The sequence below is a fragment of the Aquaspirillum sp. LM1 genome, from assembly GCF_002002905.1.
Lineage (GTDB): Bacteria > Pseudomonadota > Gammaproteobacteria > Burkholderiales > Aquaspirillaceae > Rivihabitans.
The window spans coordinates 3,059,915-3,078,239 of record NZ_CP019509.1 but is presented as its reverse complement, the minus strand read 5'-3'; the positions used below and the strand labels follow the sequence as shown (position 1 = coordinate 3,078,239).

The 18,325-nt window shown below is 63.6% G+C and carries 13 protein-coding genes; 7 read left to right on the top strand and 6 right to left on the bottom strand.

The window, feature by feature from the left end; translation table 11 throughout:
- Window positions 1-13: 13 nt before the first annotated feature.
- From BXU06_RS13330 to BXU06_RS13315, 4 genes are all read right to left on the bottom strand, one after another.
- On the bottom strand, window positions 14-3,052 hold the full coding sequence (locus BXU06_RS13330; protein ID WP_077300572.1) for an efflux RND transporter permease subunit: 3,039 nt from the start codon (window positions 3,050-3,052) through the stop codon (window positions 14-16).
- Window positions 3,049-4,149: an efflux RND transporter periplasmic adaptor subunit gene (locus BXU06_RS13325; RefSeq protein WP_077300569.1), complete on the bottom strand. Its 1,101-nt coding sequence runs from the start codon at window positions 4,147-4,149 to the stop codon at window positions 3,049-3,051. The genes BXU06_RS13330 and BXU06_RS13325 overlap by 4 nt, the downstream gene beginning before the upstream one ends.
- Window positions 4,150-4,443: 294 nt before the next feature.
- Entirely contained in the window at window positions 4,444-6,231 is a 1,788-nt protein-coding gene (locus BXU06_RS17470; protein ID WP_171982220.1) for a DUF1566 domain-containing protein, read from the bottom strand.
- Between the two features lie 155 nt (window positions 6,232-6,386).
- Window positions 6,387-7,307: a DMT family transporter gene (locus tag BXU06_RS13315; protein WP_171982219.1), complete on the bottom strand. Its 921-nt coding sequence runs from the start codon at window positions 7,305-7,307 to the stop codon at window positions 6,387-6,389.
- 309 nt (window positions 7,308-7,616) lie between these two features.
- Here BXU06_RS13315 and msbA point away from each other — a divergent pair, with 309 nt between their 5' ends.
- From msbA to BXU06_RS13280, 7 genes are read left to right on the top strand one after another with little or no spacing between them, the layout of a single operon-like run.
- Window positions 7,617-9,377, top strand: a complete 1,761-nt coding sequence (msbA, locus tag BXU06_RS13310; protein ID WP_077300563.1) for a lipid A export permease/ATP-binding protein MsbA — start codon at window positions 7,617-7,619, stop codon at window positions 9,375-9,377.
- Window positions 9,370-10,467 carry a glycosyltransferase family 4 protein gene (locus BXU06_RS13305; RefSeq protein WP_077300560.1) on the top strand — a complete coding sequence of 366 codons (1,098 nt, stop codon included), beginning with the start codon at window positions 9,370-9,372 and terminating at the stop codon, window positions 10,465-10,467. Before msbA ends, BXU06_RS13305 begins: the two co-directional genes overlap by 8 nt.
- A gap of 31 nt (window positions 10,468-10,498) precedes the next feature.
- A complete protein-coding gene (locus BXU06_RS13300; RefSeq protein WP_253189579.1) occupies window positions 10,499-11,293 on the top strand; it encodes a polysaccharide deacetylase family protein in 795 nt (264 codons plus the stop codon).
- Complete coding sequence (locus BXU06_RS13295) at window positions 11,293-12,426, top strand: glycosyltransferase family 9 protein (protein ID WP_077300554.1); 1,134 nt, start codon at window positions 11,293-11,295, stop codon at window positions 12,424-12,426. The genes BXU06_RS13300 and BXU06_RS13295 overlap by 1 nt, the downstream gene beginning before the upstream one ends.
- Window positions 12,423-13,628: a glycosyltransferase family 4 protein gene (locus tag BXU06_RS13290; RefSeq protein ID WP_077300551.1), complete on the top strand. Its 1,206-nt coding sequence runs from the start codon at window positions 12,423-12,425 to the stop codon at window positions 13,626-13,628. The genes BXU06_RS13295 and BXU06_RS13290 overlap by 4 nt, the downstream gene beginning before the upstream one ends.
- Entirely contained in the window at window positions 13,625-14,743 is a 1,119-nt protein-coding gene (locus BXU06_RS13285) for a glycosyltransferase family 9 protein (protein ID WP_077300548.1), read from the top strand. The genes BXU06_RS13290 and BXU06_RS13285 overlap by 4 nt, the downstream gene beginning before the upstream one ends.
- Window positions 14,740-16,089 (top strand): O-antigen ligase, encoded by a 1,350-nt coding sequence (locus BXU06_RS13280; RefSeq protein ID WP_077300545.1) that lies wholly within the window; start codon window positions 14,740-14,742, stop codon window positions 16,087-16,089. The genes BXU06_RS13285 and BXU06_RS13280 overlap by 4 nt, the downstream gene beginning before the upstream one ends.
- 45 nt (window positions 16,090-16,134) lie before the next feature.
- Here BXU06_RS13280 and BXU06_RS13275 read toward each other — a convergent pair whose 3' ends face one another.
- Together BXU06_RS13275 and hisC are read right to left on the bottom strand one after the other, a co-directional pair.
- The gene (locus tag BXU06_RS13275; RefSeq protein WP_150125207.1) at window positions 16,135-16,521 is read right to left on the bottom strand and encodes a FimV family protein; all 387 of its coding nucleotides are present in this window, start codon (window positions 16,519-16,521) and stop codon (window positions 16,135-16,137) included.
- A gap of 632 nt (window positions 16,522-17,153) precedes the next feature.
- Complete coding sequence (hisC, locus tag BXU06_RS13270) at window positions 17,154-18,215, bottom strand: histidinol-phosphate transaminase (protein ID WP_077300539.1); 1,062 nt, start codon at window positions 18,213-18,215, stop codon at window positions 17,154-17,156.
- Between the last annotated feature and the right edge of the window lie 110 nt (window positions 18,216-18,325).

The following is an 18,325-nucleotide window of genomic DNA, read 5'->3' as shown; positions in this document are numbered from 1 at the left end:
CAGTTTTTTCATTTCACGCTGATGGCATGCGCCGGCCTTCCAGCAGCGAATACGCCGCTGGCACCACGGCCAGGGTCAGCAGGGTGGAGCTGATCATCCCGCCAATCACCGCCACCGCCAGTGGGCCATTGGTTTCGGCTCCCGCGCCAAAACCCAGCGCCGCCGGCAGCATGGCCAGAATCACCGTCAGCGAGGTCATCAGCACCGGACGCAGCCGCAGCGGGCAGCTGGCCTTCAGCGCAGCATCCACCGCATAGCCGTCGGCGCGGAACTGGTTGGTCACATCCACCAGCAAAATCGAATTTTTGGCCACCAGGCCAATCAGCAGGATCAGCCCGATCATCGAATACACATTCAGCGTATGCCCGGTCAGCCACAGCAGCAGCAGCCCGCCCACCACCGCCAGCGGCTCAGCCAGCATGATGATGGCCGGCTGAACAAACGAATTGAACTGGCTGGCCAGAATCATATACAGCAACAACGACGCCAACCCAAAAATAAATCCGGCCTGGCCCCCGCCTTGCGCCAGCTCGCGGGCTTCACCCTGCATTTCCACCCGATAACCGGGCGGCAGGGTTTCTGCGGCGGCGGCCTGCACCGTCTGCACCGCTTCGGCCAGCGCCACGCTGGGCGAGCCTTTCAGATTAGCCGCGTATTGCAGGTTTTGCCGGGCAATCACCGTGGGCCCCAGCGTGCGCTTGACTCGCACCACGGCATCCAGCCGCACCAGCTCGCCGTTCTGGCTGCGCAGATAAATCGCATTCAGGTCTTCGGCGCGGCCAATGGCCAAGTCGGCGGCCTTCACCCGCACATCGTAACGCTCGCCGTCACCATCGGAGAATTTCGCCACATTACTGCCGGCAGTCAGCAGGTTGAGCGCGCTGGCAATGCTTTCAGTAGACACCCCCACCCGTGCGGCAGCGGCGCGATCGATGTCGAACGACAGCTGCGGCTGTTCCAGGTCCAGGTCGATGTCCAGCCGGCCAATGCTGGGCTGGCGGCCCAGCTGGCGCATCAGGGCATCGGCGTACTGCGCCACTTCCTGTAAATTCGGCCCAACCACGGCAAACTGTAGCTTGCCGCCGCGACTTTCCCCCACGCGGGGAATCGGAAACGCCGAGGCGCGGATGCCGGGCACGGCAGATAGCTCCTTGCGCACCATGGCCAGCAGTTCGCCCTGGCGCAGGCTGCGCGCATGTCGCGGAATCAGGCGCACCACAAAGGTGGTCTGGTTCACCTGGCTGCCGCTGACACCGCCAATGATGGTCAGCAGATTGCGCACTTCGCGGTGGCGCAACAAGATCGCCTCCACTTCACGGCTTTTGCTGTCGTTGTAATGAATCGACGCGCCAATCGGGGTTTTGATATTGATCAGGAAGCGGCTTTCGTCTTCTTCCGGCAAAAACTCGGCCTTGAGCAGCATGAACACGCCCACGCTGGCCACAATGGTCAGCACCGCTGCCAGCAGCACCTTGCCGCGATGGCGCAATGTCCAGTCCAGCACCTGGCGATAGCCATCTTCCAGCCAGCGAAAGCCGCTTTCCAGCGTGGTGTACAGCCGGCCATGCTGTTTTTCCACCTTGAGGAAACGGCTGCACAGCATCGGCGTCAGCGTCACCGACACAAACAGCGACACCAGCACGCCACTGGCCACCACCAGCGCAAACGAATTGAACAGCCGGCCCACAATCCCGCCCAGAAATGCCACCGGCACAAAAATCGCCACCAGCGACAAGGTGGCGGCAATCACCGCAAACACCACCTGCTGGCTGCCCAGAATCGCTGCCTCGATTGGGTTGTCATGCCCGGCCTCGCGCAGGCGGTGGATGTTTTCCAGCACCACAATCGCATCATCGACCACCACGCCAATCAGCAGCAGCAGGCCCAGCAGGGTGACGGTATTAAAGGTGTAGCCAAGAAAATACATCACCGCCACCGCCCCCAGCAGCGACACCGGAATGGCCAGCGAAATAATCAGCGTCGAGCGCAGGCTGCGCAAAAACAGCCAGACAATCAGCCCGGCCAGCAGCGTGCCTTCAAACAGATGGTCTTTCAGCGCGTCGATCATCTCCACCACAAAGCTGGCGTCGTTGGCGGCCAGCGTCAGGGTGATGCCTGGCGGCAGCGCCGGGCGGATATGCTGCTCCACCCGCTGGACCACCGCGTCGCTCAGCGCCACGGTGTTGCTGTTGGCCACCCGCACAATGCCTACCAGCACTGCCGGCTTGCCATTGAAGCGGGTGAGGCTGCGCAAATCGCCCTCGCCGTCGATCACCTGCGCCACATCGGCCAGGCGAATGGCCCCACCGCCGCGCCAGGCCACCACCAGATCCTGCAGGGCGCGCACCGACTTGAACTCCAGGTCCAGATTGACCAGCAGCTCGCGGCTGCCGGTCACTACCGTGCCGCCCGGCTGCTGCAAATGCTCGCGGCCAAACGCCGCCTTCACTTCCACCGGTGTCAGGTTGAAGCCGGCCAGCTTGACCGGATCCAGCTCCACCCGGATCACCCGCGCGCCGCGCCCGCGCAGCACCACCTCGCCCACGCCATCGACGGTTTCCAGCTGTTTTTTCACCACATTATTGGCGTAGGTATACAGCTGCTTTTGCGTGCGGTCGCCGGTCAGCGCCAGCCAGACAATCGGGCTGCCGTTGGCGTCGGTTTTCGACACCACCGGGATATCCACCTCGTCGGGCAGCCGGCGTTGCGCCTGATTGACCTTGACCTGCACTTCGTTGAAGGCCACATCGATGTTTTTGTTCAGATTGAAGGTAATCTTGACGCTGGAGCGCCCAGGTTGCGAGGTGGATTCAATGCTGTCGATGCCCGGCACGCTATTCACCGCCGATTCGATCACCTGGGTGACGCTGCTGTCCATCACCTCGGGCGTGGCCCCGGTCAATGCCGTGCTGATGGACACCACCGGCTGTTCGATATTGGGATAACGGTCAACGCCGATTTTCTGGTAGGCAATCAGGCCAAACAGAATCAGCACCGCCGACAGCATGTACGCCAGCACATGACGGCGAATGGACAGTTCGGCCAGCTTCATTGGCTGGCCCCTGCCGGCTTGGCGGCATCCTTGCCCTTGGCCGGTTTTTTCACCTTCACCCTGGCCTTGTCACTGAGAAAACCGGCACCATCCACCGCCAGCAGCTCACCCGCCTTCACCCCGTCCAGCAGCTCCACCCAGCCATCCTGACGAATACCAGTGTGCACCACGCGGGCCTGCACCTGCTCACCGGCCAGTACATACACCGTGCTGCCCGCCGGACGCTCCACCACCGCCATCTGCGGCGCGGCCAGCGCCTGGCGTTCAGCCAGCACCACATCGGCGTGTACCGCCAGCCCGGCCCGCCACGGGCCGCTGGCCGGCAGCGGGGCCAACGCCTCGATCATGCCGTTGCGCGCGTCGATGGCCGGGCGGGTTTCGCTGATGCGGGTGGCCAGTTGCTCGCCTTCGGCTTCCAGCCGCACGGTCAGCCCCGGCTTCACGCTGGCCGCCTCACGCCCGGACAAGGCAAAGCGCGCACGCAAGGCCCCGCCGCTGGCCAGGGTAAACAAGGGCTTGCCCACCGCCACATACTCGCCAATATTCACCAGCCGGGTATCAATCGCTCCCGCCACCGGCGCACGCACCTGGGCTTTATCCACCATCCGGCGGCTATTGGCCGCCTGCGCCTGGGCTGCCGCCCATTGCTGGTCGATGGCGCTCGACTGCGCCACCAGTTCATCCATCTTGGCGTCCGAAATAAACCCCTGGGCCAGCAGATCGCGGTAGCGCGCCACATTACGCCGTTGCTGGCCGGCCAGCGCGCCCAAACGGGCCACCTCGGCCTCCAGCGCCAGCTGGCTATTGCGCAGTTCGGCGGGATCCAGCGTCAGCAGCAACTGACCGGGCCTGACCTGCATGCCCACATCGGCGCTCACCGCCGCCACCCGCCCGGCCACCTCGGCCAGTACTTGCGGGCTGTTCACCGCCTCAATACTGGCCAGGCTGCCAATGCGCTGCTCCATCGGGCGCAGTTGCACCGGGGCGGTGGTGATGCTCACCGCCGGCGGGCCGGATTTTTTGGCGTCGGGCGTCGCAGAGGGCTGGCAGGCAGCCAGAACCAGCACACACAGGGGCAGAAAGCGGGTCAGCATCATCAGGAAACCGGAGCAATGTGGCACCGGCTTTTCAGGGGCCGGCGAATCAGGCCAGCAGTGTAGCGCGAAGCAGGGACGGGAAAATAGCCAATGTCTGTGACAGCCGGCACAAATTGATCTTTATAAGTGGCCGGCAGGCGCAAGGGTCAGACGAGGGGCGGCGCGCCAGCCCACCCCCCCATCAGCAAAACAGCGTGATACAGCCAATTCACGCGGGCAACAGCAGCGCCCGGTCAACGTCACAACCAGGCTCCCCGTTGCGGCGGGGACGCGATTTTTTCCGCGAGTGTCTGCTTAACCCAGCCATTCGGTATAGCTAAAGCCATTGCCAATCAGCTGCGCCACCGCCGCCTGGTTTTCTGCCGATTCAGAAAACCCGCTCAGTACGCTGGCCTGGCTCATCCCGTTGCCGTCCATCTGCTGTAGCCACCAGTCGTAGCCACCCTGATCCGGCGCCCGGCCCAGCACATTGGCGTACAGCTTGGTCACAAAGCTGGCGTTGCCCGGATTGCTGCCATACAGGGTGCGAAACTCTGCCGAAGCAATAAAGCCGGAGGCCACCTCCTGCAAGCTCATGCCCTGGTCCATTTTGGTCATCCAGTAGCCCACCCCGGCGGAATCCGGCTCGCGGGCAAAGGCGGCGCGGTACACCCGATAGGCCTGGCCGCTGGTGCCGCTGCTGTCCAGCGCCACATTGCCATCGGCAAACTGCAGGCGCTCGATATTGCTCAGCGTGTCGGTGCCATCCGTGCCGGCATTGGCCTTGACGGTATAACCGCTGCTGGTTTTGCTGATGGTGTAATTGCTGTAGGCCAGGCTGAATACCGCTGTATCGACGCCGGCAGCACCGTCAAGGGTGTCGTTGCCAGTACCGCCGGTAAACGTGTCGTTGCCGCTGGTGCCGGCAAACACCTGATTGGCGGCGCTGTCTGTGGTGCTGCCAGAACCTGTACTGCTTCCGCTGCTGCCCACATCACGCACCAGCCGCACCATATTTTCCACGCGGATCACATCGCCCTGCGGGCCAAAACCGTGCGGGTAATCACTGGCACTGCCGGTTTTGGGATCACTGCGCTGCGCACCGGCACCGTGAACATCCATCAAGGTATAGCTGCCATCTTTTTGCTGCATCCAGCCCAGCGCGCGGCCAAAGGCCACGTATACCGCGTAGTCACCGGTGCCGCCTTCCACATGGCTGGTGCCAGTCCAGTAAAAGCCATATTCCGGCGCGCTGGTGCTGCCAATATTGGTAGTCTGGAACAGCGGGTCGATGGCTGCCGTGCCGGTGGTGTCTGGCGAGCGGGTGTAATCGACAATGCTTTGCAGCTCTTTGGCATTGGGCAGCCGCCAGTCGCTGTAGCCATCCACCGTGCTGGCCTCGGCATACGCCAGCGCCTGCTGCCAGGTCATGGCCTTGCCACTGTCGTTTTGCAGCCACATCAGCCCGGTGGCGGTGTCGGTAATCGTGCCGTCGCCATTATTGACATAAGCATTCTTGCCGTAATCGGTATTGCCGCGCACCAGACGCACATCCATGGTTTGCGTGCTGCCGCCAATCGAAATGGGATAACCCTTGATCCGGCCATCGGCAAAGTTCACCCCGAATGCGGTGGGATCACCGTTCATGGTGGTGCTGACATAGCGGGTGGACGACCATTCCTGGGCGTCGATCATCCGTTCGCCGCTACTGGTGTCGCCGTAGGCAAAGGTGAAGTACTGGGTATTGATATACGGCGTGGATGCGCTGGCGGTTTGTGCGGTGTTGCCGGTGAACTGGATCAGCGAATACAGTTCCTTGATCGACGGCAGCCGCCAGTCGTCGTAGCCGCCAATCACCGCACTGTCGGCGTAGGCCACCGCCTGCTCCCAGGTCATCTCCTGGCTGGTGACGCTTTTCATCCAGGTCAGGCCGGTGTTGCGGTCGGTGACCGTGCCATTGTTGTTGTCGGTATACGACGGCTGCAAACCTTGGTAGCTGGCATCCTGGCCGTAAAACGCCGCCGTGCTGCTGGGGGTAGTGATGGTGGTCGTGCTGCCGTAGTAGCTGGTTTGCCCGGTATCGACAATTGCGTAAGTGCTCATATGCATCCTTCAGCCTGCAAGTCCCATGGCGAGTGGGAGATGGAAAGCGCCAGTGTGCTTTATCGGCGGGAGGATGGAAAACCGAAGGGGAGAGCCGTCAGGGGCGACAGGGCCTCCACCTTCGCCAGAACGACACCATTTCAGCGCCATCGCGATCAGGAAGCAGGCGAAGTCACACGGGTGGTGAGCCACTTTGGCCAGCCATATTGCGATAGCGACACACCAAGCAGAATCACCGCCGACCCCAGCAGCTGGCTGAAATCCGGGCGCTCCCCCAGCAAGGCAAATGCCAGACTGGCGGTAATGACCGGCACCAGATTGATAAAGCTGGACGCACGCGATGCACCAATCTGTTCAATGCCCTGATTGAAAAACACATACGCCAGCACCGAAGCCCCCAGCGCCAGCACGGCCAGTGCCAGCCAGCCGTGCGCATCCAGCGCCCAATTCAGTGGCGCATTTTGCGCATCCAGCCACACCCAAGCCAACAACGGCAGACTGCCATACAGAAAAATGTAAAACAGCTTGGTGTTCTGTGAGGTGAACGAAAAGCGGAACTTGCGCAATAGCACGTTGTACAGGCCAAAGCAAAGCGTGCCCAGCAGCAAGAGCACGTCGCCACGGTTGTAGTCGAAGGCGCGAATAACCGCCAGATCCAGCCGGGTCACAATGATCAGCACGCCGATATAAGCCAGCGTAAAACCGGTTGTTTGCGCAGTATCCAGGCGTTCTTCCTTCATCAATACGGACAACGCCAAGGTTACCAGCGGTATGGTTGCCTCAATCAAGCCGGCATTAAACGCCGAGCTGTAATACAACCCTTCAAAATAAAAGTAATAACACAGCGACACGCCAACCGCACCCAGCACCGCCAGCCGGGCATGTTCGCCCAGCGAAACCGGGCCGGCCTGCCGCCGCGCCAATGTCACCACGCCGCCCAAAGCCAGTGCCGCCAGTGCAAAGCGCAAAAACGTAACTTGCGCCGGACGCAGGACGGTAAACAGCCATTTCCCTGCAATTGCCGAGGCACCCCAGAATAGCGCGGAGAAAAATAGCTTGATATAAGTAAATCGCATGGTCTCACCGGGCAATGGCAGAAGTGGTAACAGGTCAATTCCGCGTCCAGCCATCACAATGGCTCAGCGCAGCAAACACTTGTTTTTACATATTTATTCAATATTTTTAAAAACAAATGAATATGCTGTCAACCGTAAAAATACTTGTTTTCTGCCTATATTTTTCAAGCACTGCTGCCACCCGGTACGATGCTGGCGTGCGTGCCCGCACACCCCCCGCGCAGAAACACCCCCTCCCCCGCGACCACCACGCGTCCCCCCGCCGTTTTACGCTACAATCCACGGTTTTCATCGGGTTTCCCTCTTACCATGTCCGACCCGCACGCCATCGACAGTTTCGGCTTGTACAAGCGCCTGTTTGGCTACCTGAAGCAGTACTGGAAACTCTTTGCCCTCTCGCTGCTGGCGCTGGCGGTGGCAGCCGCCACCGAGCCGGCGTTTGCCCGGCTGATGAAGCCGCTGGTGGATGGCGGGTTTGTCGAGCGCGACGGGGCCAGCATGATCTGGACCCCGCTGGCCATTGTTGGGCTGTTCCTGCTGCGCGGGGTGACCAGCTTCATCAACGACTACTCCACCACCTGGCTGGCCGGGCATCTGGTGATGCGGCTGCGCGAGGAGATGTTTGAAAAACTGCTGCGCCTGCCGGTGAGCTACTACGACGACAACGCCTCCGGGCGGGTGCTGTCGCGGATTGCCTACGATGTGAACCAGGTGACGGAAGCCGGCTTCAATATCATTACTGTCACGGTCAAAGACGGCATCACCATTCTGGGCCTGCTCACCCTGCTGTTTTACACCGACTGGCAGCTGACGCTGATCTGCCTGACCATGATTCCGGTGGTGGGGGTGAGCATCCGCTTTGTGGGCCGCCGCCTGCGCGCGCTGTCGCGGCAAAACCAGGCCACCATGGGGCAGATGACCCAGGTGCTGGGCGAGTCGATCGACTGTCAGCGGGTGGTCAAGGTGTATGGCGGCGAAAAGTATGAGGCGCAACGCTTTATGCGCTCGGCCAACCAGCTGCGCCTGAACGGGGTCAAGCAGGCAGCCACCACCTCGTCAAATACCGGCATCACCCAGCTGATTGTGTCGGTGGCGCTGGCGGTAATCATCTACTTTGCCAGCGTGCGCGCCAGCCATAACCAGTTTACCGCTGGCGATTTCATGTCGTTTCTGACCGCGATGATCATGCTGTTTGCCCCGGTCAAGCGCATTACCAGCATCAACCAGTCGCTGCAAAAAGGCCTGGCCGCTGCCGAAAGCGTGTTTGGCTTTCTGGATGAAGCCGCCGAGCACGACCCAGGCCAGCGCGAGCTGGGCCGGGCGCAGGGCAAGATTGAATTCCGCCAGCTGCAGTTTCGCTACCCCAACGCCGAGCGCGACGCGCTGGCCGAGCTGAACCTGCAGATTCGCCCCGGCGAAACCGTGGCGCTGGTGGGCAGTTCCGGCAGTGGCAAAACCACGCTGGTCAACCTGCTGCCACGCTTTTACGACCCAAGCGCCGGGCAGATTCTGCTGGATGATGTGCCGCTGACCGAGCTGCGCCTGGCCAATCTGCGCAGCCAGATTGCCATGGTCAGCCAGGATGTGACGCTGTTCAACGACAGCGTGGCGGCCAATATTGCCTATGGCCGACTGGAGCAGGTGAGCCGCGAACAAATCGTCGAAGCCGCACGCGCAGCCAATGCACTGGACTTTATCGAAGCCATGCCACAGGGGCTGGATACGCTGATTGGCGAAAATGGCGTGCGTCTGTCTGGCGGCCAGCGCCAGCGGCTGGCGATTGCCCGCGCACTGCTGAAAAACGCCCCGGTGCTGATTCTGGACGAAGCCACCAGCGCGCTGGACACTCAGTCGGAACGGCTGGTGCAGGCGGCGCTGGAGCGGCTGATGGAAAACCGCACCACCATTGTGATTGCACACCGCCTGTCCACCATCGAAAATGCAGACCGGATTGTGGTGATGAACCAGGGCCAGATTGCCGAAATGGGCAGCCACGCCGACTTGCTGGCGTGCAACGGCCTGTACGCCAATCTGCATCGTTTGCAATTCAAGGAACCGCAACATGGCTGAGCTGGTGGTGCTGCACACGGAATCGTCCAAGGGCTGGGGCGGGCAGGAGCATCGCACCTTCAAGGAAGCGCGCGGCATGGCCCGCCATGGCGTGCGGGTGCTGTTTGCCTGCCAGCCGGGCAGCCGGCTGGCCGAGCGCGCCGAAGCCGAAGGCTTTGCCGTCACCCGCGTGCGCATGCGCAGCAGCGTGGACTTTGCCGCAGTCAGCGCGCTGGTCAAGCTGATTCAGCGCGAGCGGGTGGACGTGGTCAACACCCACAGTGGCCGCGACAGCTTGCTGGCCGGGCTGGCTGGCCGGCTGGCCTGGCGCCAGCCGCTGGTGGTGCGCACCCGCCACCTGGCCTTGCCGATCACCTCGCGCTTTACCTATTCGGTACTGCCGCACCATGTGGTGGCGGTCAGCGAATATGTGCGCCAGTATCTGATGAGCGAAGGCGTGGCCGCCGAGCGGGTGAGCACCATTTATACCGGCATCGAACCCGACGCGCTGGCGCTGGATGGCCCGTCGTCGCTGCGCGGCGAACTGGGCCTGGGGCCGGAAGTGCCGCTGGTAGGCACGGTGGCCATCCTGCGCCAGAAAAAAGGCCACCATCTGATTGTGGACGCCGTGCCGCACATTTTGCAGGCGGTGCCGGACGCGCACTTTGTGTTTGCCGGCGACGGCCCGCAAACCGATAACCTCAAAGCGCAAATTGCCGCACTGGGCCTGAGCGGGCGGGTGCATTTGCTCGGCCTGCGCCGCGACGTGGCCAATGTGCTGGCCGGGCTGGACCTGTTTGTGCTGCCCACCCGCGAAGAAGCGCTGGGCACCGCCTATATCGAAGCGATGGCGATGGGGCTGCCGATTGTCGGCACCCAGGTGGGCGGGGTGCCCGAGGTGGTGGGCGACGGCGACAATGGCCTGCTGGTGCCGGTGGACGACAGCCCGGCGCTGGCGGAAGCCATCATCCGCCTGTTGTCCGACCCGGCCACCCGCGCCGCCATGGCCGCACGCAGCCGCGACCGGGTGGTCAGCCATTTCCTTACCGACACCATGTGCGAGCACATGGTGCTGCTGTATCGCCGCCTGCTGGCGGGACGGAGCCGCTAACACCATGGCATCACGAGTTGTTCCCGTGTTGATGTACCACCATATCAGCCCCTCGCCGGGGCTGGTGACCGTGTCGCCCGACCATTTTACCGCCCAGATGCACTGGCTCAAGCGCCATGGCTACACCACGCTGACCCTGGACGCGCTGGCCGGTTTTCTGGCGGGCGAGCCGGTGCCAGACAAATCGGTGGTGATTACCTTTGACGACGGTTACGTTGACAACTGGGTACACGCCCACCCGGTACTGGAGGCCACTGGCCTGCATGCCGTGCTGTTTGTGATTACCCGCTGGCTGACCGACGGCCCGGTGCGCCATCATGCCGGCCAGGGCGCGCCGCTGCCGCCCTGTCTGGCCCACAATGCCAGCAAAACCGCCATCGACGCCGGCCAGCACGATCTGGTGATGATGCGCTGGAGCGAAGTACACGCCGCCCGCGACGCCGGCACCTTTGAGTTTCACAGCCACACCCACACCCACACCCGCTGGGACAAAGTTTACCCCGGCGATGCCGAAAACAAGATGCAGGCGCTGGCGCACGACCTGGCCAACAGCCGGCGCACCCTGAGCGAGCGGCTGGGCCAGGCCAGCCGGCATTTGTGCTGGCCGCAGGGGTATTTTGACGACGATTACCTGCATGTGGCCAAAAGCGCGGGCTTTGACCATCTGTACACCACCCGCCCCGGCGTGATCCATCCTGGTGATGCCCAGGACTGTCTGGCGCGGATTGTGGTGAAAGACAAGGGGCTGGGCTGGTTTGCCCCCCGGCTGTGGGCCTATCGGCAGCCTGGTCTGGCCAACTGGTATCTGAGCCGGAAGTCATCCTGATGGGCGTTCACCTGCGCGAACACGCGCTCAAGCTGGCCATGCGCCTGGCCAAGCGGCTGGACCGCCGCCAGCCCGACCCCGGCGAACTGGGCAGCACCGCCATCCGCCAGATTCTGGTGATATCCTGCACGGCCATTGGCGACACGCTGATGTCCACCCCGGCCATTCGCAGCCTGCGCCTGGCCTACCCGCAGGCACGGCTGACCCTGCTGGTCCACCCGGCCTACCGCGAGCTGTTTGCCCGGCTGCCCGGCGTGGACCAGCTGATGGGCTATCGCGGCAACTGGAAAGGCTTTGCCCGCCTGGCCTGGACCTTGCGCCAGCTGCATCCCGATCTGGCGGTGATTTTGCACGGCAACGAGCCGCAGGCCACGCCACTGGCGTATCTGTCTGGCGCACGCTGGGTATTCAAGCTGCCCAACGCCGGCAATCCATTCCGCTTTCTGCTCAGCAACCGCGAGCCGCAGCTGCGCTGGGAAGACTTCCGTCACGGCATCGAACAACGGCTGGCCACTGCCGCGCTGGCCGGCGGTGCGGCCACCGGCTGGGAGATGGACATGCCGGTGGGCTGCGATGCCCGCCAGCAGGTGCGCGACTGGCTGGCCGAGCGCGGCATTGCCAACCATCAGCGCGTGGTGGGCCTGCAGGCTGGCGCGTCCACCATCAGCCGGCGCTGGCCGGCCAGCCGGCTGGCCGAACTGGCCCGCCGGCTGCTGGCCGCCGACCCGGAACTGGCCATTGTGCTGACCGGCTCGCCCGCCGAATTTGGCCTGAACCAGTGCATTGCCGCCGAGATTGCCAGCCCGCGTGCCGTGGTCAGCGCCGGCGCACTGCCCCTGCCGCTGTGGCCGGCGCTGCTGGCACGCATGCAGCTGCTGGTCACCCCAGACACCGGTGCCCTGCATCTGGCCGTGGCGGTCAACACCCCGGTGGTGGCGCTGTTTGCCGTGTCCGACTGGCAGCGCAGCGGCCCGGCCACGGCACTGGAGCGCCACACGGTGATCCAGAAATGGCGCACCTGCACGCCCTGCCTGTCCAAGCGCTGCCCCTACCCGGAACCACCGTGCATGGATTTGATCAGCGTGGACGAAGTAGAAGCGGCCTGCCGGCAACGGCTGGAGCAGCCGGCATGAGCGCGGCGCAGCGCCTGCTGCTGCTGGACACCGGCCAGGAATGGGGCGGCGGCACCAACAGCCTGCTGGCCTTGCTTGCCCGCCTGCCACGCCAGCGCTACGCGATTGACGCGGTGTTTTACCACGACTACCCGCGTGGCCACGGCCCATGCCTGAGCCAGACCCTGGCCGCGCTGGACGTGCCGCTCACCCTGCACCCGCCACGCCGCCAGCCGCTGTGGGCCAAGCTGGGCAAGGAAGCCGCCCGTGGCCTGCTCACCCCCTGCCGCCAGTGGCGCGCCGCTGCGGTGGAACAGATTGAACTGGCCTGGCGCATCCGCCCCAACGCCCGCCGGCTGGCCGCCCAACTGCGTGCCGGCGGCTATCGGGCGCTGTACATGAACAACCAGCCGCTGTCCAATCTGGAAGGCTATCTGGCCGCCGCCGAAGCCGGCGTGCCGGTGATCCAGCATTGCCGCAGCAATCCGCAACTCAGCCCACGTGCAGTGGCTGCCGCCAACCAGGCAGCGCGCATCATTGCCGTGTCGCACGGCATTGCCGACAGCCTGGTGGCACAGGGGGTAGCGCGGGCGCGGATTCGGGTGGTGCCCAACGGCATCGACCCCCTCCAGCCGCTGCCCGACCCGGCCACCTGCCGCGCCCGGCTGGGGGTGAGCGCCGACACCGTGGTGATTGGCACGGTGTGCTCGCTGCTGCCGCGCAAGGGCGTGGCCGACCTGATCGCCGCACTGGCGCAACTGCTTGGCCAGGTCAGCACGCCGCTGTGCCTGCTGGTGATTGGCGACGGCCCACAACGTGCGGCACTGGAACACCAGGCCCACACCGCCGGGCTGGAGGAGTATGTGCGCTTTGTCGGTTTTCAGGCGCAGGTGCTGGACTGGACCGCCGCGCTGGATATTTGCGTGCTGGCCAGCGCCAGCGAAGGGCTGCCCAGAGTGCTGCTGGAAGCCATGCTGCTGGGCAAACCGGTGCTGGCGTCGCGGGTGAGCGGCTCCGCCGAGCTAGTGGTGGACGGCCATACCGGCCTGCTGTTTCCCTATGCTGACCGACCCGCGCTGACCGCCGCACTGGCCACGCTGATTGCCAGCCCGGCCCGCCGCCAGGCCATGGGCCAGGCCGGGCGGGCGCGGGTGCTGGCCAACTATTCCCTGGACGCCTGTGTGGCTGGGGTGCAACAGGTATTTGACGAGGTGCTGGCATGATTGCGCTATTGCTGACCTGGCTGTGCTGGCCATGGCTGATCTGGCGCGCCCGCGCCCGCAGTGGCCCGCCCCGGAAAATCCTGCTGATCCAGACCGCCAAAATTGGCGACATGCTGTGCGCCACCCCGGTGATGGCCGCCTTACAGCGCGCCCACCCACAGGCCGAACTCACCGTGCTGCACGACCCGGTCACCACGCAGATCATCGCCCGTCATCCGGCAGTGCAGCAGCGGCTGGCCCTGCCGACGCGGGCGTTTCGCGGGCTGCGTGGCCGCTGGGCGCTGCTGCGCCTGCTGCGCGCCGGCGGCTACGACACCGTGCTCACCCTGTCACCCAATCTGGCCTTCTGGCTGGTTCCGCTGTGGGCGGGCATTCCCCGGCGCTGGTCGATTGTGCCCACCTGGCCGGGGCGCACCCTGCGCGCGGCGCGCCCCTGCCTGAGCGATGGCGAAGCCCACCAGCCGGGCGAGCTGGTGCTGGAGACGCTGGCCCGGCTGCTGGCTCGCCACGAGATTGCGCTGGGTCAGGATAAATCCATCGCATGGGCGGCCAGCGCAGCGAGCGCGCTGGCCGCGCTGAACTTGCCGGCCACGCCATGGATTGGCCTGGGCGTCAGCGCCGCCAACAAGCTCAAGGAACTGGGTGTGCCCAAGCTGGTGGCGCTGGTCCGTCAACTGCTGGCCAACAGCAATGCCACGATTGTGCTGATTGGCAGCGCTGGCGACACGCCGCTGGCGCAGGACATCCAGCGCGAGCTGGCGTCACCACGGGTGATCGACGCCAGCGGGCGCTTCCGCCTGGACGAGCTGCCGGCGCTGCTGGCCGGGCTGGCGGTGTATGTTGGGGTGGATTCCGGCATTACCTATCTGGCCGACACGGTGGGCGCACCGATTGTCACCGTGGTGGGCCCCACCGACCCACGCGAACAACGCGCACTGGGTCAGCGGGTGATCCGCATTGCCCCGGTGGACTTGCACTGTTATCCGTGCGCATTTGTGTTTGCCACGCCCTCGCGCTGCCACACCGGCACGCGCGCCTGTATTGACGGCATTTCTGCCGAGCAGATTGCCCAGGCCACCCTCAGTCTGCTAACGGCCACAAGGACTGTCGTGTGAAACTTCCGTTTACCCTGACCCGCTACCAGGCAGTAGCGTGGATGTCGTTTATTCTGCTGATTATCTGGTCGATTCCGCACACCATTGCCCTGCGCTATGGCCTGATGAGCGCCAGCCTGCTGTGCTGCCTGAGCGTGGCCAGCGTGCGCCAGGCGCTGTGGACGCAGCTGCGCCACAGCCGCACGCTGTGGCTGTACCTGCTGCTCAGCCTGTGGCTGCTGATTCAGGTGCCCACCGTGGCGCTGCATCCGGGCGAAACGCTGGAAGAATTGCGCGGCCAGTGGCTGAAAAGCTCGCTGGCCCTGCTACTGGGCATGGCGGTGATGTACCTGGGCCGCCACCAGGCCAGCAGTGGCCGGGCGCAGGTGCTCAACGGGGTGTTTGTGGCGCTGGGCTGTGCGGTGCTGATTCAGGCGCTGGACTATCTATGGGCGTGGGGGGTTTACGGCGAATCGCCATTTAATTCCACCGGGGTGTTCAACGGCAAGGTGCAGGTGTCTTACCTGGCCAATCTGTTTTTGTCGCTGTGCATGGCCGAAGCGTTCAGCCGGCTCAGCGGCGGCGGGCGGTATTTCCAGGTGCCGTCGCCACTGCTGGCTGGCTGGGCCTTGCTGGCGGCAGCGGTGACGTTTTTTTCCGGGGCACGCAACGGCCTGATTGGGCTGGTGCTGCTGTGCATCTCCACCGGGCTGCTGGTGCTGTACTACGCGCCAGCGTCCATTCGGCGCAGCCACCGGATGGGTGGGTTTGTGGCGCTGCTGTTGCTGGCCGGCACGCTGACCGGACTGCACCTGAAAACCGACTCGCGCTGGGCCCGGTTTGTCGAATCTACCGCCTACTCATTTCATACCGATACCGTGCTGAGCTGGCTGGACGCCAAGCGCTACCCCTACCCGATTCTGTCCGATGGCCAGCCGCTGGACGATTCGGCCTACGAGCGCACGGCGTGGATTATTGTCGGTATGAAGCTGTCGGCAGAACACCCACTGGGGATGGGCTTCACCCGCAAGGCGTACAGCAATGCGGTGATGGAAAAATACGGGGTGGCAGTGCGCCATTCACACAGCGGTCTGGTGGAATATACCCTGGGCATGGGCTGGCCAGGTATGGCACTGTGGGGGGCGTTCTTGCTGGCCGTGTTTGCCCAGGGCCTGCGCCGCTTGCTGCAGCAGCACGACACCCTGGCGCTGACCTGCATGTTCCTGATCAGCGGCTTTGCCGGGCGGATGGTGATCGAAAACATCACCCGCGATCACATGATGGAGATGTTCATGTTCCTGATTGGCCTGGTGCTGGCGGCACTGATGCGCGACCGCCAGCCCAAGCCCGGCACGCCTGCAACCTGATGCCTGGTGCGTCGCCCGGTTTGGGTGATGCACCCTGCCTGAGCCTCAACGAAACAGCGGGTTTTCCGGTTGCAGCCGTTGTCCGGTCTTGCAGATTTGCTGCCACACCGGCTGGCCGCTCAGCGGTGCCTGCACTTCGCGGGCCAGGTGGATGAAGCCGGGCACATCGTTCAGCTCGGCCAGCGCCCGCAGCATCACCACCTTGATTTTGATATTGCCCGGCTCCTGGTTCAGCGCCGCGCGCAAGACGCGCAGGGCATCCTTGCTGCGACCATACGCCAGAAACACTTCGGCCTCGCCGATGGGGTCGATGCGCCGGGCGCGATGGCTGACGCTGCGCAGCTGTCGACGGCGCCATACCCACAGGTAGCTGACCGTAGCAAGCAATGCCACAGGAATAATCATTGGGGATTCAGTAATCAGGTTAACCATGGGCAAACTCCGTCAAACGAGTGGCTATCATCGCGTGCCCGGCCAGTTCCGACAATTCGTAGATTTGCCTAACGGCGCTGTTTCAAACGGGGGTTTACTGTGGGTTTGCGCCTTGCGTCGTGTGTTTGGCACCCGCAATCACCCGCAAAGCACCGCGTGGTGGCAGCTGCACGCACGGTAAGGGGTAGCTGGATTATCAGGAAAAAACCCTACTCCGTGCGGGTAATTTCCTTTCCGTTTGCGTCCACGGCAAGTCAGGGTTAACGTTAAGGTAAAACCCCATCCTGCTCAATGACTTAAGACAAAAACCACACAACTGGCATGGTCAATGAAAAGTGGGGGGTTTGCACTGAACCAAGGTTCAGTGCGCCAAAACTGACGTAGGAGCGCTAGGGCACGCCCTGCCTGGCCCAGCAGCGATCACGCAGCCACTCAGGGCTGAACCGCCGGCCAGCAACTTGCGCGCGGCGCAGAATATTTTTTTGATAAATTTTTTGTCATGCACGGGATATTCCAGCCAGCTAACTCGCCAGGGTCTGGCGCATCGCCCTGATGCACCCACCAGACGGTGGGTGCATGACCGGACAAAGGTGCCGCGCCAGCGGCAAGCTGGCTGGCGCGGCAGGGTGATGTTACGGCTTGAGCAGGGCCGTCAGCGCGGCCAGCAGGGCTTCGCTTTGCGCGTCGGTGCCCACGGTAATGCGCAAAAACTGGTCAATGCGCGGCAGCTTGAAGTGACGCACGATAATCGCCCGTTCACGCAGGCCAGCGGCCAGCGTGGCGGCGTCGTGCTGCGGGTGGCGGGCAAACACAAAGTTGGCCGCCGACGGCAAGACGTCAAACCCCAGCCCGGTCAGCGCCTGGCTCAGCCGCTCGCGGGTGGCCATCACTGCATGGCGGGAGTGGTTGAAGTGATCGACATCGTTGATGGCAGCAGTGGCCCCCGCCAGCGCCAGGCGGTCCAGCGGATAGGAGTTGAAGCTGTTTTTCACCCGCTCCAGCGCGTCGATCAAATCCGGGTGGCCCACGGCAAAGCCCACGCGCAAGCCGGCCAGCGAGCGCGATTTGGACAGGGTTTGCGTCACCAGCAGGTTGGGATAGCGGTCCACCAGGGCAATGGCGCTGTCGCCGCCAAAGTCGATATAGGCTTCGTCGATCACCACCACGCTGTCCGGGTTGGCCTGAACAATCTGCTCAATGGCGCTCAGCGCCAGCAGCCGGCCAGTTGGCGCATTCGGATTGGGGAAGATGATCCCGCCGTTGGGGGTGTGGTAGTCGTCCGGCTGGATGGCAAACTCAGCATCCAGCGGCACTTCGCGGTAGCCAATGCCGTACAGCCCGCAGTACACCGGATAGAAGCTGTAAGTGATGTCGGGAAACAGGATGGGATCGTTGTGCTTGAGCAAGGCCTGAAACACATGGGCCAGCACCTCGTCCGAGCTGTTGCCGACAAACACCTGACGGGTGGTGACGCCGTAATGGGCGGCCACCGCCACCTTCAGGCGGTCGCCATTCGGGTCGGGGTACAGGCGCAAATGGTCGCTCACCTCGGCCTGAATGGCCGCCAGCGCCTTGGGCGACGGGCCGTAGGGGTTTTCGTTGGTGTTGAGTTTGATCAGATCGGGCAGCTTGGGCTGCTCGCCCGGGGTGTAGGGGGTCAGGCCGTGTACCACGGCGCTCCAGTATTGGCTCATAGTCGTCTCGGCTTTCACAGGCAGGCGGGGGGCGGGCGGCGCGGGTGTCGCCGTGCAATCCCCGTGAAATGATTTCGGGTGAAATGGTATCATGGCAGCACTGTGCCACC